Annotated in this window: 18 protein-coding genes; 11 read left to right on the forward strand and 7 right to left on the reverse strand. The window is 44.6% G+C overall.

Annotation, left to right across the window (positions count from 1 at the left end; genetic code table 11):
• Positions 1–11 precede the first annotated feature (11 nt).
• Positions 12–1,013, forward strand: coding sequence for an ABC transporter substrate-binding protein (locus QWZ04_RS19865; protein ID WP_290329979.1), 1,002 nt, complete (start codon positions 12–14; stop codon positions 1,011–1,013).
• A 172-nt stretch (positions 1,014–1,185) separates the two neighbouring features.
• Here the strand turns inward: QWZ04_RS19865 and QWZ04_RS19870 are convergent, their stop codons facing one another.
• The 4 genes from QWZ04_RS19870 to QWZ04_RS19885 all read right to left on the reverse strand — a co-directional run bounded on the left by QWZ04_RS19870 (position 1,186) and on the right by QWZ04_RS19885 (position 6,364).
• Positions 1,186–2,730 carry a tripartite tricarboxylate transporter permease gene (locus QWZ04_RS19870; RefSeq protein WP_290329980.1) on the reverse strand — a complete coding sequence of 515 codons (1,545 nt, stop codon included), beginning with the start codon at positions 2,728–2,730 and terminating at the stop codon, positions 1,186–1,188.
• A gap of 13 nt (positions 2,731–2,743) precedes the next feature.
• Complete coding sequence (locus tag QWZ04_RS19875; protein ID WP_290329981.1) at positions 2,744–3,220, reverse strand: tripartite tricarboxylate transporter TctB family protein; 477 nt, start codon at positions 3,218–3,220, stop codon at positions 2,744–2,746.
• A 172-nt stretch (positions 3,221–3,392) separates the two neighbouring features.
• Entirely contained in the window at positions 3,393–4,364 is a 972-nt protein-coding gene (locus QWZ04_RS19880) for a tripartite tricarboxylate transporter substrate binding protein (RefSeq protein WP_290329982.1), read from the reverse strand.
• A gap of 257 nt (positions 4,365–4,621) precedes the next feature.
• Positions 4,622–6,364: a methyl-accepting chemotaxis protein gene (locus QWZ04_RS19885; RefSeq protein WP_290329983.1), complete on the reverse strand. Its 1,743-nt coding sequence runs from the start codon at positions 6,362–6,364 to the stop codon at positions 4,622–4,624.
• 630 nt (positions 6,365–6,994) lie between these two features.
• On the opposite strand from QWZ04_RS19885, the gene QWZ04_RS19890 reads away from it, so the two are divergent.
• The 10 genes from QWZ04_RS19890 to queC all read left to right on the forward strand — a co-directional run bounded on the left by QWZ04_RS19890 (position 6,995) and on the right by queC (position 19,568).
• Positions 6,995–7,705 (forward strand): GntR family transcriptional regulator, encoded by a 711-nt coding sequence (locus tag QWZ04_RS19890; protein WP_290329984.1) that lies wholly within the window; start codon positions 6,995–6,997, stop codon positions 7,703–7,705.
• Positions 7,702–8,601: a methylisocitrate lyase gene (gene prpB / locus QWZ04_RS19895; protein WP_290329985.1), complete on the forward strand. Its 900-nt coding sequence runs from the start codon at positions 7,702–7,704 to the stop codon at positions 8,599–8,601. The genes QWZ04_RS19890 and prpB overlap by 4 nt, the downstream gene beginning before the upstream one ends.
• A 130-nt stretch (positions 8,602–8,731) precedes the next feature.
• Entirely contained in the window at positions 8,732–9,862 is a 1,131-nt protein-coding gene (prpC, locus tag QWZ04_RS19900) for a bifunctional 2-methylcitrate synthase/citrate synthase (RefSeq protein ID WP_290329986.1), read from the forward strand.
• A 129-nt stretch (positions 9,863–9,991) separates the two neighbouring features.
• A complete protein-coding gene (acnD, locus tag QWZ04_RS19905; protein WP_290329987.1) occupies positions 9,992–12,601 on the forward strand; it encodes a Fe/S-dependent 2-methylisocitrate dehydratase AcnD in 2,610 nt (869 codons plus the stop codon).
• 12 nt (positions 12,602–12,613) lie between these two features.
• Positions 12,614–13,885, forward strand: coding sequence for a 2-methylaconitate cis-trans isomerase PrpF (gene prpF, locus QWZ04_RS19910; RefSeq protein WP_290329988.1), 1,272 nt, complete (start codon positions 12,614–12,616; stop codon positions 13,883–13,885).
• Positions 13,886–13,914: 29 nt separating this feature from the next.
• Positions 13,915–15,795, forward strand: a complete 1,881-nt coding sequence (locus tag QWZ04_RS19915) for a propionyl-CoA synthetase (RefSeq protein WP_290329989.1) — start codon at positions 13,915–13,917, stop codon at positions 15,793–15,795.
• 189 nt (positions 15,796–15,984) lie between these two features.
• The gene (locus QWZ04_RS19920) at positions 15,985–16,464 is read left to right on the forward strand and encodes a GNAT family N-acetyltransferase (RefSeq protein WP_290329990.1); all 480 of its coding nucleotides are present in this window, start codon (positions 15,985–15,987) and stop codon (positions 16,462–16,464) included.
• 93 nt (positions 16,465–16,557) lie between these two features.
• Positions 16,558–17,994: a bifunctional NUDIX hydrolase/phosphatase PAP2 family protein gene (locus tag QWZ04_RS19925; RefSeq protein ID WP_290329991.1), complete on the forward strand. Its 1,437-nt coding sequence runs from the start codon at positions 16,558–16,560 to the stop codon at positions 17,992–17,994.
• Between the two features lie 221 nt (positions 17,995–18,215).
• Complete coding sequence (queE, locus tag QWZ04_RS19930) at positions 18,216–18,866, forward strand: 7-carboxy-7-deazaguanine synthase QueE (RefSeq protein ID WP_290330012.1); 651 nt, start codon at positions 18,216–18,218, stop codon at positions 18,864–18,866.
• Between the two features lie 9 nt (positions 18,867–18,875).
• Complete coding sequence (queC, locus tag QWZ04_RS19935) at positions 18,876–19,568, forward strand: 7-cyano-7-deazaguanine synthase QueC (protein WP_290329992.1); 693 nt, start codon at positions 18,876–18,878, stop codon at positions 19,566–19,568.
• Here queC and QWZ04_RS19940 read toward each other — a convergent pair.
• The 3 genes from QWZ04_RS19940 to QWZ04_RS19950 form a co-directional block, all read right to left on the reverse strand.
• Positions 19,531–21,492 (reverse strand): tetratricopeptide repeat-containing diguanylate cyclase, encoded by a 1,962-nt coding sequence (locus QWZ04_RS19940; RefSeq protein ID WP_290329993.1) that lies wholly within the window; start codon positions 21,490–21,492, stop codon positions 19,531–19,533. The genes queC and QWZ04_RS19940 overlap by 38 nt on opposite strands.
• A gap of 256 nt (positions 21,493–21,748) precedes the next feature.
• Positions 21,749–22,099, reverse strand: coding sequence for a DUF2750 domain-containing protein (locus QWZ04_RS19945; RefSeq protein ID WP_102521542.1), 351 nt, complete (start codon positions 22,097–22,099; stop codon positions 21,749–21,751).
• A 79-nt stretch (positions 22,100–22,178) separates the two neighbouring features.
• A complete protein-coding gene (locus QWZ04_RS19950) occupies positions 22,179–22,796 on the reverse strand; it encodes an OmpA family protein (RefSeq protein WP_290329994.1) in 618 nt (205 codons plus the stop codon).
• Positions 22,797–22,798 lie beyond the last annotated feature (2 nt).

Genomic DNA, 22,798 nt, shown 5'->3' on the forward strand with positions numbered 1-22,798 from the left:
TAGGTAAAACTATGGCATTGATGGGGAAAAAATATTTTAAGCTGCTGCTGACGCTGGGCATTGCGTTGACTTCAGCAAGTGCGCAAACTCAGTCAGAATCAGTTAAGTTGTCTTTCATACACAGCTATCATTTTGATTATCTTTGGGTGCAAGATTACCGACGGGCTTTCTTAAAATATGTTGATGACTCTGTGGTTGTCGAAGAATTTGAGATGGATACCAAACGCAAGTTTAGCCAGCAAGACCTTCGCGCTGCGACAAAAAAGGCAAAACAGTTTTTTCGCGAAACGCAACCCAATTTGGTTGTTCTTGCAGATGACGCCGCCTTGCAACATGTAGGCGCTTACATTCAATCTTACGACATTCCTATTTTCTTCTCTGGTATTAATAACAACCCAAGAAACTACATTGATCTCAATAGTAGCGTAAGTGGGGTCCTAGAAAGGCCGTTACTGCTTCGTTCGGCAAGTTTGCTTGGTCATATTGTTCCTGGTCTTTCTAAAATAAAAGTACTAATGGACGCCTCTACATCGTCTAGAGCGATCCTTGAAACGTCATTTGCCAATAAGATGAATCAAACGATCACCGGAATTGAGCTTGGAGGCGTTATGCTGAATCGTTTTGATGAATGGCAACAAGAAGTATTAAGCGCGAAAAGCGAAGGTTATGATGCCATTATGCTGTTGGTTTATAGCCGCTTAGAAGGGGACGAAGGCACTTACCTCACCACAAAACAGGTAGATAGCTGGACGAGCCAACACAGTGAATTACCCGTGTTCGCGGGATGGGAATTTTCTATCGGAAAAGGCCGAGCCATTGGTGGCTTTAGCTTAAGTGGCTATGAGCAGGGTAAAGCACTGGCGGAACAAGTTAATTATTACCTAAAGAATAACGAAATGCCCACGGTAGTGACGCCTAAAAAAGGCGCGTACGTTTTTAGTGAATACGAGTTAGAACGATGGAATATTCGCCTGCCGAACAGCATTGACCGGCAGACCTTATATAAAAAATAACCTAGCGACCTATTACTTATAAAACAACGGTTACTTATAACAACGGCCTTACGCTAAGATAAAAAATGCGCCCATTAATTTAGGCGCATTTTCTCTTTTATGTCGCTTTCGGTTACCTGTAACAGCTTTCGTTTTGCATGTTAACTAGATGAATAGCTCCACTTGACGAGATCTAGTCCACTTGCGTTGGGTTGTCGGTACTGACATCGTTTCTAGAGCGCAAATACTGAATGAATTTACGAATCAGTGGCGCAGCAAGCACCGCAATCGCCAAGCATGTAAATACAGCCGTAATAGGGCGCTCCCATAAGAAACTCAATTCCCCGTCGCTGATCATCAGTGCTCGTCGTAGGTTCTCTTCCATCATTCCGCCCAGGATAAACCCAAGTAATAACGGCGCGAGCGGGAAATTTGCCAGCCTTAACAGGATGGCAGCAAACGCAATTATCAGCATGATGAAGATATCAACGGTATTGAACGAGATCAGATACACGCCTGTGATAGAGAAAAACAATATCATTGGTAGTAATACCGTGCGCGGAACCATCAATAGCTTTGAGATGTAAGGAATAAGCGGTAAGTTCAAAATCACCAATACAATGTTGCCAAAATACATGGAAATGATCACAGACCAAAACACATCAGGGTGATCAACAAACAAACGTGGGCCAGGCTGAATACCATAGGCGATTAACGCGCCGAGCATAATGGCGGTTGTACCAGAACCTGGAATACCAAGAGTAAGCAGAGGAACAAAAGAACCACTAGAAGCAGCGTTATTTGCCGATTCAGGAGCCACTAGCCCACGGATACTGCCTTTACCAAATTCTTCTTGTTTGTCTTTTGGAGCAAGGTTTCGTTCAAGACCATAACTTAGGAACGCCGCAATGGTGGCACCAGCCCCGGGTAATACACCAGTGAAGAAGCCAACAATCGACGATCGGATAGAAACAGGCGCCACTTCCATGATTTCTTCCTTGGTCACTTTCATGCTACCAATCTCGCCAATCATTTTACTTTCTTGATCACGAGTATCAGATTGTGGTTTAAGAATACCCATTAAGGTTTCGCCGAGCGCGAAGGTTGCCATTGCCAACAGTAGGAATGAAAAACCGTCCATTAAATCCGTCATACCGAAGGTAAAACGTTCAACACCGACGCCTTTGTCGATACCAACGGTGGAAAGCATCAAACCAAGAATGGTCATCATCCAAGCTTTTAGCACTTGGCCTTTACCGGCAAAGGCTGCAACCGCAGAGAGCCCTAATAGCATTAATGCAAAATAATCGGACGACTGAAAACTGAGTGAAACGCTGGCCAGTGCAGGTGCCGCAATAAGCAGCATAATGGCCGAAAGGGTGCCACCGGTGAATGACGAGTAAGCAGCCAATGCAAGCGCTTTACCGGCTTGACCTTTTTGTGCCATTGGGTAGCCATCGAATGCAGTTACTACGGTAGAAGAACAACCAGGAGCGTTAATCAAAATGGAAGAGGTTGAACCGCCAAATACCGCGCCGTAATACACGCCTGCCATTAAAATTAGGCCTGACGAAGGGTCGAGTCCGTAGCTAATCGGGATCATTAAGGCAATGGCGGAGATAGGCCCAAGCCCGGGCAGCATGCCTATGAATGTACCCACGAAACAGCCAACGATAACCATCATTAAATTGAAGGGCATGATAGCAGTCGATAGCCCAGATAAAATTCCATCTAACATAATCTTGTCCCTATTAAAGTGTGAATAAAATGCCGGGTTCTAGATAGACCTCTAGCACTTGGGTAAGCAATAAATAAAAGGCAATCACGAATGGAAAAGAGGCACCAAATAACACGCTTTTTCTACGTTCACCCAAAATATAAAACCCAGCCAATAGGAAGAAGCTCGTAGCAAGCACAAAGCCAATATAGGTAAGCCCAACGCCATAAACGGCCATCAATGCAAGAAAACCGAAAAGTAGCTTCCAGTTAAAGTCCATAATCGCACCGGACTGTTCATCTGTTTTTGCCGTGACGATCATCGCCAGTGACAGGAAAATGCCAATCGCCGTCAAAATGAAGGGCAGAGTTCTGGCGGTAAAAGGTTCATATTCGTCACCCGGAAATAGCGGGATCTGCGCAGTTTGGTAGCCGTAAACAAAGCAAACCAGCAAAAAAAGGATGGCTCCTACTCGGTCACGGCATAATAGGTTAGGGACTTGGGGTGACATAGTAAACTTCCTATGTGATGCACTTTCTACCAGGTTATAAAAAGTGAAAAAGGCCATATACACGGAAGGTCAAAGGGGCGTGTTACGGCCTCATATGACATAAACAAAGGAGTGTATCGGTGTACTTGTATATGGCTTAAATAGTTATAATTAAAGTGGTTAATCTAAGGGGCTATTTTAGGAAGCCCAATTCACGCATTAATGAGCCCATCTGCTTTTCTTGGTCTTCAAGGAAGCGAAAGAATGCTTGATCTGGCTTGTAGTTATCAATCCAACCGTTTCGGTCGCGAACAACTGCCCATTGCTCAGTTTTGTACATTTTAGACAGTGCTTCGTTGTATTCATCGATTTTGGCTTGGCTTGTGCCTGGTGCTGCAAAGAATCCACGCCAGTTAGCAAAGACAGTTTCGTTACCCGTTTCAACGAGAGTTGGGATATTAGGTGCAGCAGGTAAACGTTTTGGTGCGGTTACGGCAAGAACGCGTACCTGTCCGCTTTTCGACATTTCTAAAACTTCGCCAAGGCCAGTTGATAGCAATTGCGTTTCACCAGACAACAATGAAGCCATGGCTTTACCGCCTGCGTCATAGGCAATGTAGCGTACTTTCTTAGCATCAAAACCCTCGCCTTTGAACGCAGCAGCAACCACTAAGTGATCCATGCTGCCACGAGCCGAGCCGCCCGAGACTTTTACGTTACGTGGGTTTTTCTTGAATTCGTCAACCACATCCTGCCAAGTTTGATACTTTGAATCGACAGACGTAACGATAGCGCCGTAGTCAGCGATGGTGGCTGCGACTGGTGTTAAATCACGGAATGATTGAGGGAAGACGCCAGTTAAAGAACGAACAACAATCGGAGTCGAATTCACCATTAATGTGTCTGGTTGGCGAGCTGCTGTTTCTATTAAATGGGCAATGGCTTTACCGCCGCCGCCGCCAGATAGGTTTTGGAAAGACACTTTGTCGACAATGTCAGACTTGACCAAGGCATCGCCTGTCCCACGAGCCGTCATATCCCAGCCCCCTCCTGCGCCACCAGGGATCAAGAAGTGAATTTTCTCAAGATCCGATGCAAGAGCGCCGAATGAAAGAGTGGTCGCTATAATTGAAGCAGCAAGGGTAGGTTTAAATGCTTTAAACATGTCACGTTCCTTATGTATCCGTTATGAATTAAGCACCAGCGAAGTAGGGTGTTAATAAAATGTTATCGCTGATGGGTTAAACATAAGGTGATTTAACGGGCGTGACTATAAAGGGAGTTTAAAGGCAATAAAGTACAAAAAGGGAGTTTTGTTCATATTGTTCACGACGGTGACTCTCTTGCTACAGGCCAATAAAAACGGCATTCCTCGTAAAGAAATGCCGCTGGCCGATGAATCAAAGTTGTGAACTTGTACTGCTATGCTAATTTGAATTGGGCGACGATGCGTTCAAGTTGCTGGTTGGTTTCGGCCAGTTGATGGCTGCTTTGCACTGTGTTGTTACTGTTTTGATTCAAGGTGTTTATCATTTCTTGAATAGTGGCCATAATCCGGCTAATTTCATCACTAACAACGTTTTGCTCACTGGCTGATGTTGCGATTACAGACGCTAACTCATCTATCTCACTGATCGACTCAACAACATGATCTAATGAGTCCATGACTTGTGAGGTGCTGTCGGCGGTTTGTTCACAGCTGTGTTTGGTTGCGTCCATGCCTTTAACTAATGATTGGCTGCCATTGTGTAATTTGGTCAGCATTTCATTGATTTCAGAGGTGCTGTGTTGAGTACGAGCGGCCAGTGCACGTACTTCATCGGCAACGACTGCAAAACCTCTGCCTTGCTCTCCTGCACGGGCTGCTTCTATCGCAGCGTTCAATGCTAATAGATTGGTTTGCTCGGCAATTTCACCAATAACCGTAAGCACTTTGCTGATTTGCTGCGTATCTTGACTCATTACCTGAACAGATTGAGACATGCTGTCGACTTCTTCAATGAGAGCTGAAACACTATCTACAGCGTGATGAACGGTTTGTTTTGAGCGGGAAGCTTCATTGTTGGCTTTTTGCGTTAATGTTGCGGCATGCTTTGCGTTTTCTGCCACCGCATCGGCGGCTGAACTCATTTGCGTAACCGCAGTGGCTGCTTGGTCTGTCTCAGCACTGTGGGCCGTTAGTAGAGTCTGGGTGGAATCGGTTTGATGCTCGACTTGGTCAATTTCATTACTGATTTTCATTCGAGACTGAGAAACCTCCAGCATCATAGATTGTAATTGGCTGACAAATTGATTGATGCTGTTGGCAATCATGCCTAGATCATCTTTTGTTGACACTTGTAATCGACGGGTTAAATCACCTTCACCTTTGGCTAGATCAGTCACAATGTTTCTTAGAGATACGATGGGTTTATATGCAAAATATAGCGCTAGAATACTCAGTGGCATTATGATCCCCGCAGAAATAAGTAAGGCTAAAGTAATCGCGTCGTTAACTTCATTCGTATTCTTTTTAATAAACTCTTTGTCGATGTAACCGGTCAAGCGCCACTGTTTACCGAATAGTACGATGTTGTTTTCTAGAGGGATGAGTTGGCCATCTTGCTTATTTGAGAAAATGGTCATGTTATTATTGTCGATGAGTTCAATGTAGCTTCCCTCAACCGCTGTTGTAGTAAGCAGTTCTCGAATATGGCTCAAATCAATGTAAAAAAGGTCCCCCTCAGACATACCCCTAGGCACCGTGATAGAGATCATTGGTTTGTTGTTACGCATTAATACATCACTCACAACTAAGGTGTCGCCAGCATGTTTGATTTGTTCCAAAATCGAGTTAGCCTGAGTGGTATCAGTCACTTCCCCGTTCTTATCGAACACAAGGTCATAAGAGGCTTTATAGATGTTATCGAATCCCGTTTTTTCCGAAGTATCAGAGATTGATACAAGGTTCACCTGTAAGCTTTCTGCCAGCAAGACTTTATAGTTCATCTCATCAATGAGCTTATCTTTCACCAGCTCTAATTGTGCATTGATACTCTGCGTTTCTTTCTTATAGATATAATCACTAATAAAATAATTGGCACTGAAGTAAGAGGTGAAAATGGTGCCGATAAAAATACTGAAAACGACTAAAAATACTTTTGCTTGAAACGATATACTCTTCATTTTGTTGCTGCTCCAATAGATTGGAATGTCGGATTTTAAGAAAGAATGCTGGTTATTGTGTGCTATACAAAAATAGACAGTTGCTAATTAGAAATAGTTTGCTCTTTCGTCACACTGTTTTTAATAAGCATTGCATTGTAGCTAAGCCTATAAATTTGATTAATCACCAACTAGTCAAAGAGTGAGTGCGATCTACAGACAAAAATAAACCAGTGATCTCACGCATGCCATTATGTTGAGTGGTGAATATGCAAGTATGAATGAACGTTCGCATTGTCTCTGATTAGTGTGAGAATGGCTTAGCACTGGCTGGGGGTTTTTAACAAAATTTAAGGTTCTCAATGGGCTTAATGCGTTTAATTACCGGTTTATTGTGAACTCAAATATGAAGAACATTACTAAACGTCTTCCGATTTGACCTTTTGTCGACAATGTCGAGTTTCCTTCACTAGGTACTTAATTAGGTGGGTTTTTATGAACTCTTTGTTATTTAAGGATTTTGTCAGGATTTCATAATTTTAGGATAGAAATTACAAAATAGACTTTAGTCTAAATTGTAGACAATTATCTTGATTGTCGACAATCTTGTGGTGTAAGTTAATCCCATGTTAATTAAATGTTGGTTGTCATGTGTCTGATTTACATTTAAGCGTGTCTGATAAAGAAAACACCAAATCTGAAAACCTAACCAATTACCTGATTGAAGCGATTGTTGGAGGCGATATTCCTCTGGGCAGTAAAATATCTGAGCCTGAAATCGCTAAACGTCTTAATGTAAGTCGCGGCCCATTGCGTGAAGCCATCATGCGGTTGGAAGGGCTAGGGCTGATTGAGCGCATTCCCCATGTTGGTGCTCGTGTCGTCAGTTTTTCTCTAAACAACCTTTGTGAATTATATGCAGTACGCGAGCCACTTGAAGGAATGGCGGCGCGTTTGGCTGCAAGAAACATTACCGATGAAGAGATTCGCGAACTTGATGGGCTGTTAAATACTCACTCTAGCCATATAGATCTGGTTGAAGGTAAATCGTACTTTCATCAGCAAGGGGATTTTGATTTTCATTATCGAATCATTAAAGCCAGTCGTAATAGTAAATTAGTCACACTGCTGTGTGATGAGTTGTACCACCTTGTTCGAATGTACCGATATCAATCCCCTAAGTCCCCGTCGCGTCCTACTAAAGCATTGCAAGAACATAAATTTATCCTACAAGCGATTCGAGATCGTGATGAAGAATTGGCGGAAATGCTAATGCGTCGTCATATATCGGGTAGCCGAAAGTTGATTGAACAACAAATTAACGAACAGAAAATTGAAGAGCAAAAGGAGAATGCATCATGAGCCAGAGCCAAGGCGCCAAATTCCGTCAAGCCGTCGCAGATAACGATCCACTGCAAATCGTTGGAACCGTGAATCCGTATTGCGCCATGATGGCCAAAACGTTAGGTCACCAAGCCATTTACTTATCTGGTGGCGGTATCGCCAATGCCTCATACGGTTTACCGGATCTTGGTATTACCACCCTTAATGATGTGCTGGTGGACGTAGAACGCATTACCAATGCGTGTGATGTGCCTTTGCTGGTGGATATAGATACTGGGTTTGGTGGTGCGTTTAACATTTCTCGTACTATCAAAGCGATGGAAAAAGCGGGTGCCGCGGCAATTCATATGGAAGATCAGGTGGCGCAGAAGCGTTGCGGGCACCGTCCAAACAAAGCCATTGTTAGCCAGCAAGAAATGGTTGATCGAGTGAAAGCGGCGGTGGATGCAAGAAACAACGATGAGTTTGTCATCATGGCGCGTACCGACGCGTTAGCCGTTGAAGGTATTGATTGTGCGATTGACCGAGCCATTGCCTGTGTTCACGCAGGTGCAGATATGATCTTCCCTGAAGCCATGTCAAAGCTGGAAGAGTATGTGAAGTTTTCCAATGCGCTTAACTCTGAATTTGGTAAAAACGTGCCTATTCTTGCCAACATCACGGAGTTTGGTCAAACGCCACTATTCGGCTGTGAAGAATTAGCAAAACACCAAGTCGACATGGTGCTTTACCCATTGAGTGCTTTTCGAGCGATGAACAAAGCGGCAGAAATGGTGTACCAACATATTTTGTCAGAGGGGAATCAGGAAGCACTGCTTGATGATATGCAAACTCGCAAAGAGCTGTATGCCTACCTTAATTACCACGACTACGAAAATAAGTTAGATCACTTGTTCAAAAGTGGTGCTGAATAAACTCGCTTATCCATAGAAGATACGCAGTTAAATAAGTTCGACAGATTTATACCATTGTCATATTTAGACCAAAACGTATTGCTGCTGGAGCGTGCTCTAGCAAAACAAAAGAATAGAGAAGGAGTTCGTCATGTCAGAAAAACAATTAGGTGGCGCGGGATTGCGCGGACAAAGTGCGGGAAGCACGGCTTTATGTACAGTAGGCCAGTCGGGCACCGGGTTAACATACCGCGGCTACGACATTACCGACCTAGCAAATCATGCTCAGTTTGAAGAAGTGGCGTTTTTGCTACTGCAAGGCCATTTACCGAATCAATCTGAGTTGGACGAGTATAAAACACGCCTAATTGGCTTACGTGGTTTACCAGATGCACTGAAAAAAGTGTTAGAGCTGATCCCCGCTGACGCTCACCCGATGGATGTGATGCGTACCGGCTGTTCAATGCTGGGAAATCTAGAACAAGAGCAAGATTTCTCTGAGCAACAGCGTGCTACAGAGCGTATGTTGGCCCTCTTCCCAGCCATGATTTGTTACTGGTATCGCTTTAGCCACGATGGCATTCGCATTGATACCGATGACCGATCAGAAGATTCCATCGGCGGTTACTTCCTCAAGATGTTAACGGACAAAACGCCATCCGATCTGCACAAGCAAGTGATGCATTGTTCACTTATTTTGTACGCAGAGCATGAGTTTAATGCGTCTACATTTGCAGGCCGCGTTTGTTCATCGACACTGTCAGACATCCACTCTAGTGTTACCGCAGCGATTGGCACGTTACGTGGCCCTCTTCATGGTGGTGCAAACGAAGCCGCGATGGCAATGATTGAAAACTGGCAAACACCTGATGAAGCAGAAAGCAACATTATGAAAATGCTAGAAAATAAAGACAAAATCATGGGTTTTGGTCATGCGGTTTATCGTGAAAGTGATCCGCGCAATGCACTGATCAAGGCTTGGTCTGCCAAGTTATCGTCATCGGTCGGAGACACGCACTTATACGCGGTTTCTGAGCGCGTTGAGTCGGTGATGAAGCGTGAAAAAGGGTTATTCTGTAACGCCGACTTCTTCCATGCTTCGGCTTATCACTTCATGGACATCCCGACGAAATTGTTCACGCCGATATTTGTTATGAGCCGATTAACTGGCTGGGCTGCGCACATTTATGAGCAACGTGCCAACAACCGAATTATTCGCCCAAGTGCCGATTACACAGGCCCAGAACATCAAGATTGGTTGCCAATAGAAGCTCGTAAGTAACGGGTGCGACAAGAAGTTTGATCTCTAGATACTTAAGCATCATAAGCCTAAGCAGCAGACAATTTGGTTTATACATTGGATAGGCCTCCCAACGAAGGAGGCCAACAAAAGACAGCATGGATGGACAATATGAGCGCTCTCCCTACCAATACCCAATATCGTAAAGCCTTATCGGGCACAGAACTCGAGTTCTTCGACGCAAGAGACGCGGTGAATAGCATCACTGATGGCGCGTTTAATTCACTGCCGTACACATCTCGCGTGTTAGCTGAAAACCTCGTTAGACGTTGTAGCCCAGATACGTTAACAGACTCTCTAAAGCAGATCATCGATAGAAAGCGTGACCTAGATTTTCCTTGGTATCCTGCTCGTGTTGTTTGCCACGATATTTTAGGACAAACCGCATTAGTGGATTTAGCTGGCCTGCGTGATGCCATTGCTGACCAAGGAGGCGACCCTGCTAAAGTGAATCCTGTAGTAGAAACCCAACTTATTGTGGATCACTCGTTAGCGGTGGAGCATGCGGGGTTTGATAGAGAGGCGTTCGACAAAAACAGAGCGATTGAAGATCGTCGTAACGAAGATCGCTTTCACTTTATTGAGTGGTGTAAAACAGCGTTTGAAAACGTCAGTGTGATCCCAGCTGGCAACGGTATTATGCATCAAATCAACCTTGAGAAAATGTCCCCGGTAGTACAGGTGAAGCATGGTATTGCTTTTCCCGATACGTGCGTGGGAACAGACAGCCATACTCCACATGTAGACGCATTAGGTGTGATAGCCATAGGTGTTGGTGGCTTAGAAGCTGAAACCGTGATGCTTGGCCGCCCGTCGATGATGCGCCTGCCTGATATCGTCGGCGTTAAGCTGAACGGCAAACGTCAAGAGGGCATAACGGCAACCGACATCGTTTTGGCCATTACTGAGTTTTTAAGAAATGAACGTGTTGTTTCATCCTATCTAGAATTTTATGGTGACGGCGTAAAAGATCTCACCATTGGCGACAGAGCCACGATTTCAAACATGACTCCGGAATACGGTGCGACCGCAGGCATGTTCTACATTGATGATCAAACCATTAACTACTTAAAGCTAACGGGCCGAGATGCCGAGCAAGTTGAGCTGGTAGAACGCTACGCCAAGCAAACAGGGCTGTGGGCCGACGATTTGAAAGATGCAGTTTATGAACGCGTACTTGAATTTGATCTCTCTAAAGTAGAGCGTAATTTAGCGGGACCATCAAACCCACATCGCAGACTACCGACCGCTGAGTTAGCAAGCCGTGGGATTGCCAAGCAGTGGCAAGAACAAGACGGAAGTGACGAAAATAAAACCATGCCCGATGGTGCCGTGATCATCGCAGCGATTACCTCTTGCACCAATACCAGTAACCCAAGAAACGTCGTCGCGGCTGGCCTACTGGCCAAAAAAGCCAATGAGCTGGGTTTAGTGCGTAAACCTTGGGTGAAAACTTCGTTTGCTCCGGGTTCAAAAGTGGCGAAATTGTATTTAGACGAATCGAATTTATTGCCTGAATTAGAACAGCTTGGTTTTGGTATCGTCGGTTATGCCTGTACAACCTGTAATGGCATGAGCGGTGCGCTTGACCCGAAAATTCAAAAAGAAATCATTGACCGAGACTTGTATTCAACAGCGGTGCTTTCCGGTAACCGAAACTTCGATGGACGCATCCACCCATACGCGAAGCAGGCTTTCTTAGCGTCGCCTCCTTTGGTCGTCGCTTATGCGTTGGCAGGCACCATTCGTTTTGATATCGAGCGTGATTCGCTTGGAAACGATGCTAAGGGCAACCCAATATACCTTAACGATATTTGGCCAAGCGATGCAGAAATTGATGCGGTCGTGAGTAAGAGTGTTAAGCCAGAGCAATTTAAACAAGTTTATATTCAGATGTTTAAATTGGGTGATGAAACCGCCAACAGCAACCCGCTCTATGATTGGCGACCAAAAAGTACGTATATTCGCAGGCCTCCTTATTGGGAAGGCGCTTTAGCCGGGGAACGAACACTATCGGCAATGCGACCTCTGGCTGTGTTGGGTGACAACATCACCACGGATCACTTGTCGCCATCCAACGCCATTTTGGCTTCCAGCGCGGCAGGCGAATATCTCGCGAAAATGGAGGTGCCAGAAGAAGACTTTAACTCCTACGCGACTCACCGAGGTGATCACCTCACCGCTCAACGTGCCACGTTTGCGAACCCTAAGCTGTTCAATGAAATGGTTCAAGAGCAAGGTGAAGTCGTACAAGGCTCTTTGGCCAGAGTTGAGCCTGAAGGTAAGGTTAGCCGCATGTGGGAAGCCATAGAAACCTACATGAACCGAAAGCAACCGTTGATCATTGTTGCTGGTGGTGATTACGGGCAAGGCTCATCACGAGATTGGGCGGCGAAAGGCGTTCGACTTGCAGGGGTTGAAGTGATTGTTGCGGAAGGGTTCGAGCGCATTCATAGGACTAACTTGGTTGGCATGGGCGTTATGCCGTTGCAATTTAAAGCTGGCGTAGACAGAAAAACACTGGGTTTGGATGGTTCAGAGCTATATGACGTCGTCGGGGATATTTCTCCCGGTGCGGATTTGGCTCTTATTGTTACACGCTCAAGCGGTGAGAAAATCGATGTGCAAGTGACGTGTCGATTGGATACCGCCGATGAAGTGAATGTGTATAACGCGGGGGGTGTATTGCAACGTTTCGCCCAAGATTTTTTAGCCCAGTAGGAGACAAGGCCAATGACTGATTTATCAAGTAAATCCGAAAATACAAGTCCATTGTCTTCTGATGGGCGGACTTCTAATGCGGTAAGCCAAATTCGGGTTCCCGCTACGTATATGCGTGGAGGCACCAGTAAAGGGGTGTTCTTTAATTTGGCTGACTTGCCTATAGAAGCGCAGACAGCAGGACAAGCACGAGATAATTTGTTGCTTCGCGTTATTGGCAGCCCTGATCCCTATGGCAAGCAAACCGATGGAATGGGCTCCGCCACATCAAGCACCAGTAAAACGGTGATCGTATCTAAAAGTACATCTGAACAGCACGATGTCGATTACCTGTTTGGTCAGGTTTCTATTGATAAACCGTTTGTGGACTGGAGCGGGAATTGTGGCAATTTGTCGGCAGCGGTAGGTCCATTTGCCATACACTCTGGCCTGATTGATGTCAGCTCATTACCTCAAAACGGCATAGTTACTGTGCGTGTTTGGCAGGTCAATATTAAAAAAACAATATTGGTGCATGTGCCTATAGTAAATGGCTTTGTTCAAGAAACCGGAGAATTTGAACTCGATGGGGTGACCTTTCCGAGCGCAGAGATTCAAGTGGATTTTGTCGATCCAGCTGACAGTAATGGCTCTATGTTTCCAACTGGCAATTTAGTGGACGACTTGGAAGTCCCAGATTTGGGAATATTAAACGCCACCATGATAAACGCAGGCATCCCTACCATATTTTTAGATGCCTGCTCAATTAATTATCTAGGCACAGAGCTGCAAGACGACATTAATAATGATGAAAAAGCGTTGGCGATGTTTGAAAGTATTCGAGCGCATGGCGCGGTTAAGATGGGTTTGATTTCTCATATAGACGAAGCAAAGACAAGGCAACATACGCCCAAAGTGGCGTTTGTTTCTAAACCGACAACCTATCCGTCGTCAAGTGGAAAGGTGGTAGAAGCCAGCAGCGTGGACGTGCTTGTCAGAGCGTTGTCTATGGGTAAGCTCCATCATGCCATGATGGGCACGGCAGCGGTGGCGATTGCGTCGGCGGCCTGTGTTCCTGGCACATTGGTCAACTTGGCTGCTGGTGGTGGCGAAAAAGAGGCCGTCACCTTTGGTCATCCATCCGGTACTTTGAAGGTAGGTGCGAAGGCTTGCCAAACTGGAACCGATTGGAAAGTAGAAAAAGCAATAATGAGCCGCAGTGCTCGAATCATTATGGAAGGGTGGGTCCGAGTACCTGTCGATACATGTGAGCCTAATAGTGTTGAGAAGGGCGCTGGTTTATAGGCTATGGCATACATTCAAGGAGGGGCACTATGTCTACTTATGAGCAAGAGTACCAACTTTCAATTAACGATCCTGAGCAATTTTGGAAGAAACAAGCGCAAGCAATAGATTGGTTCACGTTTCCAAATACCATCTTGGAAAATGATGATAACGGCATTGAACGCTGGTTTGTTGACGGCGAGTTAAATACCTGCTGGCTGGCACTCGATTACCATGTTGAACAGGGGCGTGGAGATAACGTTGCGTTGATTTACGACTCTCCCGTCACCAATACTAAAAGACGATATACGTATTTACAATTGCAGCAGCAAGTAGCCAAAACGGCGGGCATGTTGGCTAATCAGGGCGTCGAAAAAGGTGACCGTGTGGTTATCTATATGCCAATGATCCCGGAAGCGGCCATGGCCATGCTCGCATGTGCAAGGTTAGGGGCGATTCATTCCGTAGTGTTTGGCGGCTTTGCTCCCAATGAACTAGCCGTTCGCCTTGAAGATGCCGAGCCAAAAGTGGTGATGACCGCTTCTTGTGGAATCGAAGTCAATAAAGTGTTGCCTTATAAACCCCTGGTTGACCGCGCTATTTTAGACAGCCGATGGAAACCTGAATCGGTATTGGTATGGCAAAGAAAACAATGCCCTGCGGAACTGAATCAGTCACGTGATTTAGATTGGGAGCAAGCGCAGCAATTTGCCATGCCACACGATTGTGTGCCTGTTAAAGCGACCGATCCTCTTTATATCTTGTATACCAGCGGCACTACCGGTAAGCCAAAAGGCGTGGTGCGTGATAATGGCGGCCATGCCGTTGCGATGAAGTATTCCATGAGTGCGATATACGATATTGACCAAAACGGGGTGTTCTGGGCTGCTTCTGATGTCGGCTGGGTGGTAGGTCATTCATACATTGTTTATGCCCCGCTGATCCACGGTTGCACGACGGTGTTATTTGAAGGTAAGCCAGTTAGAACTCCAGATCCAGGAGCGTTTTGGCGTGTGTGCCAAGAGTATAAGGTAGACGCACTGTTTTCAGCCCCCACTGCGTTCAGAGCCATCAAAAAAGAAGATCCTGATGGTAAGTTGCTCAACGATTACGATTTATCGGGTCTGAAAACTATTTTCATGGCAGGAGAACGGCTCGATCCGCCCACTCTTGAATGGGTGGAGCAACACACCAAAAAACCGGTTATCGATCACTGGTGGCAAACAGAGACGGGTTGGGCCATTGCAGGTAATCCTACCGGTATTGAAGTGATGAAGGTGAAAGCGGGTTCAGCAACCAAACCTATTCCGGGCTACCAAGTTGAAGTGCTGGATGAGCTAGGTGAAACCGTATCTGCTAATCAGCAAGGCTTCGTCGCACTGAAAAGGCCATTGCCACCCAGTTGTTTGCCGACGGTTTGGCGCAATCATGACAGATTCGAGTCTGGTTATTTGGGCCAATTCCCGGGTTATTATGTCTCTGGCGACGGTGGTTATTTTGATGATGATGGCTATCTATTCATTATGGGCCGTATAGACGATGTGATAAACGTTGCGGGTCACCGTTTGTCGACAGGAGAAATGGAAGAAATCGTCGGAGGGCATCCAGCGATTGCAGAGTGCGCTGTAGTTGGCGTGCACGATGACCTCAAGGGCCAAATGCCATTGGGTTTAGTGGTATTGAAAGATGGCATGAAAATCGATGAGCTTGAATTAGAAAGCCAGCTGGTTGGTAAAGTGAGAACGGAAATTGGCGCGGTCGCTTGTTTCAAACATGCCTTAGTTGTTGAGCGGTTGCCTAAGACACGTTCTGGTAAAATATTACGCCGAGTGATACGTCAGATAGCGGATGGAGAAAGCTATACGGTGCCGTCCACGATTGATGACCCCGCTAGCCTGAGCGAACTGGAAAAAGTGTTACATACCGATTGATTGAAGTGTTAATTTGGTTAAAAGGCTCTGTTGTTTGTCATCAGGGCCTTTTTTGTGCCTACAAGTTAAAAGCTGTGTTGCGAGAGAAAACACGTTTTTTACCTGACTTGTCAGATCAACTCGCTATTATCTAGGCAAAGTTGCTTCTGATCTTTATCATAGAGGCAAAATAAAATAACAAAGATATTTATGCCTTCTTATACAATTCGCGCTGCCAATTTTGCTGACTTGCCTAAGTTAAATCAAATGATGTATCAACTGCATGAGCATCATCACTTAGCCTCACCGGATCTATTTAAAACACCAGAAGAAGTCGAAGAAGAGAAAAGCATCGCCAGTTATCTAGATAACCCGGAATGCTTTGTTTATGTCGCTATAGATGAGTCGGGTCATTGTGCTGGATTTATTTCAGGCCATTTTTGCGAATTAATTTCTCCGATCGTAAAATCGATGCTGATGGGAAGTGTTGATGAGATCTACACCGATGTTGAGCATAGAAACAGTGGTGTCGCGCTGCAATTGTTCAACCGATTAGAGTTGTCGTTCAAAGAGTGCGGTGTGCAGCAACTTTTCGTAGAAGTTTGGCAGTTTAATCAGACGGCAGTGAATTTTTACAATAAATCTGGTTTCGAACACCATATTCATTGGATGCGAAAATCCATTACATAGTATGTTTATAAAAGTAAACCAATGAGGCACATTCTCATCACTAGAATGTGTCTTGATTTTTTGCGCTTAATTAAGTGCTTATAGGGAGTAGATGTGTTGTTACGCTGTATTTCAACTGTGTTGTTGAGCTTTGTTTTTGGATTGTATTCTCAGTTGGCGTTGGCTGACGCCCCGGCAGAACTAAAAGGGGCTTTGTGCCTGATAAAAAGCGACCAAGAGCAAATTGTATTAGTGCGTGAAACCATTACCAATAAATTGTCTTTACCTGGCGGTACGATTGAACAGGGTGAAGATCCAAGTTTGGCAGCCCAAAGAGAAACATGGGAAGAAACGGGCTTAGTTGTGACGGTTGGTAAACAACTGGGTTACTCGGGTAGGGCGGTGGTATTTGATTGCGTGTCGGACTCAGACGTGATTGCTTTTCATCATGTGAACGCCCAGCATCACCACATTATGCCAGCTTGGTTTGCTCCGCATTACGGAATAGAAGTGAATCAAGTGTTGCTTGCGTATCTTGAGGGGATTGAACCTGCCGACTATCGTTATCCATACCAAGTTGCCGATATTTTGAAGCTGGCTTCAGGTGCGACAGAACACGACATCACCTTTATTGAGCATGCCTCCCAAGCAGCACCGACTATCCATCAAGCTGAGTTACCCTATATTCAGTCGTTACAACAAAACATTGCTAACTTGCCCGACCAAATTAAAACCATACTGCATCAGTTTTTCTTGGTTGCGGAGGCAATTGCTAGCCCAGTGTTGCTGATTTTAACGCTCGTGTTTGCTTATCTACACTATGGCCGAAGCTTTGGTGCTAAATTGATATTCGCGGTGACCAGTGTTTCTTTGCTTGGTCTTGTCGCTCAAATAGGCCTAGCATTGCCACGCCCATTCGTTTATATGCCAGAGCTCCAGTTAGCTCAGCACTTTGGCTTTGGTATGCCCAGTGTGGCCTCGGCACTGATGGTTTCAGTGCTTGGCATGCTATATATTCAATTAGAAAAAAGTTCAGGTGAGCATGCAGCGCGGCGTTATCTTTCGGTGATGTTTACACTGCCAGTGTTACAAGGGTTTGCTTCCATTTATTTAGGCAGCTCATTTTTCAGTGATGTGATAGGTGGGTTTGTTCTAGGTGGCTTGATCGTTTGGCATTTTGACCGACTGGAAAGAAAGATTGGCAGCAAGCTAGATGATATTCTGACTGGCGCACCATTATGGTGGATTGTGGTGCTGGTGGTGTCGGCGTTGGGTTTGGTTTGGCCTCGCCCTGAGTTCTCCTATTGGCTTTCGATTGTTATTTCATTAGCTGCTGTTTTTACATTCCTAAAACCTAAGCAAGAGCATTTAAACCTGTCGAGCAATCAAGTTGTGATCGGACTGGCCGGCATATTTGTTATTAATATGCTGTTAAGTTCGCTGACTCCGTTATTTGATTCAAGCTCCATGTCATCTCTGATCTTGCAGGCTGTTCATTACGCGGTGTTGATCTTGGTGTTTGCAGTTGGCGTCGTTGTGTTTGAAAAATGAATGCCAACTACAAAGTAAATCTCTAAAATCTTGCATTGATGAAAACAACAATTCGTCATCGATGGTTTATCTTCAGTTTGGATAAATTCCTCCCACTTGCCATTTTTACTTATGGCAGTGGGTTACTGAGCTGGCAAACCGAGGTTTTCAGCGTATAATTCCCCACCCAATATCTGAATTGAAAGTATACCGCTTTGACTACTCGCTACAAAATTAACGAAATGTTTGAAACCATACAGGGTGAGGGCTCGTTTACCGGTGTTCCGTCTGTTTTTGTCCGTTTACAAGAATGCCCGGTTGGCTGTGCTTGGTGCGACACTAAGCAAACTTGGACAGCAGAGCCTCAAGACGAAGTCCCGCTTGGCGATATCATGCTCAAAACGGCAGATACACCGACATGGTGCAGTGTTAGTGGCCAAGACATTGTTAGTGAGTATCAACGTCAAGGTTATACAGCAACCAATATTGTGATCACTGGTGGCGAGCCATGTGTTTATGACTTAACGGCACTGTGTGAAGCGTTTGAAGCCATTGGTTGCCAATGCCAGCTTGAAACCAGCGGTACGTTTGAAGTTAGAGTTACTAGTACAACATGGGTTACAGTGTCACCAAAAATTGCGATGAAGGGTAAGCTACCTGTTTTAGTTTCTGCGCTGGAACGGGCTAACGAAATCAAACACCCTGTTGGAACAATGAAAGACATTGAGCAGTTAGATGAATTAATTGCGTCAGCAAACCTCGATGCAAACAAGTCTATTGCCTTACAACCTATTAGCCAAAAACCGAGAGCAACACAGTTGTGTATTGATACCTGTATTGCTCGTAACTGGCGTTTGTCGATTCAAACTCATAAATATTTAGATATCGCTTAAGGGATCATCATGAAAAAAGCTGTTGTTGTATTCAGTGGTGGACAAGACTCCACTACGTGTTTAGTCCAAGCTCTTAAAGAGTATGATGAAGTTCATGCGATTACGTTTGATTATGGCCAACGCCACAAGTTAGAAATTGAAGTCGCGCAGTCTCTGGCGATTGAGTTAGGTGTGAAAGCGCACAAAGTGATGGATGTTAGCCTGCTCAACGAACTGGCAGTAAGCTCGCTGACTCGTGACGATATTCCAGTTTCACACGAGCTACAAGAAAATGGCCTGCCTAACTCTTTTGTTCCTGGCCGTAATATTCTATTTTTGACGCTGGCCGGCATATACGCCTATCAAATTGGGGCACAGAGCGTTATTACAGGTGTGTGTGAAACGGATTTTTCTGGTTATCCAGATTGCCGTGATGAGTTTGTTAAAGCAATGAACACCGCGCTTGTTTCTGGTATGGATCGCCCGTTTGATATACTAACACCGCTAATGTGGCTCAATAAGGCGGAGACTTGGGCATTGGCAGATCAGTATCAGTCGTTGGCTCTGGTACGTGAGAAAACACTGACTTGTTATAACGGTATTATTGGCGATGGTTGTGGCGATTGCCCTTCTTGTGATTTAAGAAAGGCAGGCCTTGAAGACTACTTGAATAATCGTGAATCGGTTATGCAGGCACTGGTCGAGAAGCAGCATAGGGCATAACATCCACAGGGTCGTGGTAGGCGTCTATCACGCAATCACGACCATTTTGTTTTGCTTGGTATAACGCTTGATCTAGGATCGAATAAAGTACGTCAAATTCTGCGAGATTCTCAGATGTTGCCAAGAACGAGAAGCTGGCAGATAAATGGATTGGCGCTTCGTCTTCAGAATACAATGGCTGGCTAGAAATCGCCATTCGCAACATTTCTACTCTATTACGTACGTCGGACTCTGCGACGTCAGTTAAGAACACGACAAACTCTTCTCCTCCAAGTCGACCTATAAATTCGTTTTGATTCAAATGCTGGTTTATGCTTTGAACGACGTGCTTTAAAGCTCTGTCACCCGTTGGATGGCCGTAGGCATCGTTGATTAATTTGAACTTGTCTAAATCAAACAAGACCAGGACGTGCTTTTTGCTTGGCTTGCTTATTGAGCTTTGCGCTCTAATGTTTGCAACAGCACCCATTCTACTTAAGGCATGAGTTAATGCGTCGTGATCCGCTAAACGGCGTACTTTTTTGTTTGCGTAGATCATTGCTGTAATCGTTATGCCAAGCAGGGCGATGAACAAGCCGTATGCGAGATTTTGTCGCTGTAAACTATCCAGTTCTAATCGTTGTGACGTATTCTTAAGAACGAGTTTCGAATTTTCGAGTTCCTCGACGAGCCTTGATTTACTAAGATCAAGTGCTTCAAATGCATTACGGTTATCTATAGTGTGTTTGTCGACTTCGAGTTTATGAAATTGTTTGTAATATTCCAAAGCTAGATCCAGTTGACCGTCCAATTCAAACAGATCTGAAAGTTGCAATAGGGCTTTTGATTCGTATATGTAGATATCATCATTCTGCGCGTACTCTAGAGCGGTTTGCGCATATTCAATGGCAACCCGGTTCAGCTTTCTTGCTTGGTAGGCATGGCTAAGGTACAGCGTGATTTCAATCGTCATCGCTCGGTTGTTTTGTTCTGATGCCATATCGAGAGCTTGATGCAAGTATGCATTACTTAGATCATGATTACCGTATTTTGTGTGCAATTTCCCTAATCCAATATAGGCCAGCGTGATTCCATATTGATGGTCGAGTTGTTTTAACAACACTAGAGATTTGTCGTAGTGTTCCAGAGAAACGTCGTAGTCTCCCATTTCGTAATATAGGTTGGCGAGGCTATGTATTACTTGAGCGACGGCTAATGGTAGAGTGTTGCCATGGCTTCTTTGATCATAGGAAAGTGAGAGATACTTTAATGCTTGTTCATATTCACCCATATCGGTAAGTAAATTACCGACGTCGTTATAGATGCCCGAGTTATCATGGTATGACTTTGCTTGATCGATCACTTTAAAGTAGTCATTTAGCGCTAGTTCGTAGTTACCTAAATAATCATGATTATTTGCAGTCAAGCGGTATAGGTCCCGAAGTGGAATGAATGGATCGTCCATTTGTTCTAGATGAGATCTCGCCGAATTGCAGTAAAATTTCGCACTGTGATGTTCTCCCATTCTACTCAATAGCCTACATAGCTGATATTCGATAACGGTTCTAGCGTTGTAATCGTGATTAACCTTAGTTTGGCTTAGCAGGTTTCTTAGCCGCGCATAAGACGATTGATTTTTCTGGTTTAACTCATCGTTTAGCGACGCTATTAGATTTGAGTGGAAACGGTCGTAATTGGTTGGGTTATCTTTTGTTACACCAAAATAAGGTTGACCACGCAAGCTTAGAAAACGGTGGATTAATGTGGAGATATAAAGTCGTTCGCCACCGTTGGGAAGGGCGATATGCCTTTCTTGTAGCATTGATAGTGTTGCGTTGTCATTAGCTTGTGTTGCCAGCAGCTTGTCCCAGCTGTCTCTATCAAATGCGAATGCATTATGGCCAAATACCAGCGCAATAATTAAAGCGGCTAATTGAAATTTCATTAATATGCTCGTATTTGAATAATGGGGGGTATGTTACGTGCTAAGGCGCAAATGCAAAGGGCATTGGTCACTATTTGAATGATATTTATTTTATTCTTAAAAATAATATGAAATTGGTGAAGTGAGTGCTGAAATTTGATGCAACAAACGTAACTGCTGATAATAAGTTTGATGAGGGAATAGGTTAAAAGATAATACCTGTAGCTTTGGTCGATAGAAAAGAAGCGGCTTATTAATCCGCTTCTTTCAAAATCAATTAAAGGTAGAGCTTCGCTAGTTCACCTGGCTCGATTTCTTTACCTTGCAGTTCTGCGTTCCAGTTACTGCCAACGAGTACACCGTCTTCAGATAGAGTGATTAGCCAGTCTTCTACGAAGATGTCTAGTGGGATTTCTAATACTTCAAAGTCAGCCCATTCTTCAACGTTATGAGCTGCTGCGTCTTCTTTTGAAGACCAAAATGGCATGACTTCACTGTTTTCAAACTCAGTTGAGTCACAAGCTAACCAACCTTCATCGTTTCGAAGGCCCCAAACAAGTTTGTTCTGCTTAGTTTCTGTAACGAATAATTCAAGGTTTGCTTGAAGATCACCGGTTAATTTAGTCATTTTTGAATTCCATAGATGTAAGACGGCGCTAGAGTATCATTTTATGACACGACTTGAAACGCTTTGCGTTGTTTGAATTCTACTTCGCGATGGTTGTAAATATGGTCCATTCTTTGGCGACTTCACCATGGAAACCAACAACGGTTGCAACCACTCTGCGATTAAGTGCGTGCGTTGTGTCTGTATCGCCTTTTACAGCGGTGACGGTATCGCCAAAACCAACGGTCTTAATGCGTGTGTGACTAACACCGTAGCTGATCAGTGCTTTGCGCACGTTGGTTGCTCTTTGTTTAGATAACGCCAAATTATGTTCAGGATTTCCAGTCTTACTAGCAAACCCTTGTAGTTCAATGGAAGTGTCAGGGTAGGCTGTCAAAAACTCGGCCATGGTTCTTACTTGGGTAATAAATAGAGGTGAAATTTCTGTAGCGTTATTGGCGAACAGCACTTTTAATTGCTTTTTCTCCGTTGCTTCATAATAGGTTTCACACCCATCGTTATCTATTGAAGCACCCGTCGGTGTGTTTTTGCATAGATCTCTGGCGTTAATGACACCATCACGGTCTTGATCGGCTAGATCTGCGGCTTGAATGGAAACCGGTGTATCTAAGTAGTCGTATTGCTCATGAAACTCTTGTGTTGCTGCATTGATCGGTGTTGCGCTGATTAAGGACAGTATTAAGAATAGGCGTTTCATAT

It is taken from the genome of Vibrio tapetis subsp. quintayensis (genome assembly GCF_030409945.1).
Taxonomy (GTDB): domain Bacteria; phylum Pseudomonadota; class Gammaproteobacteria; order Enterobacterales; family Vibrionaceae; genus Vibrio; species Vibrio quintayensis.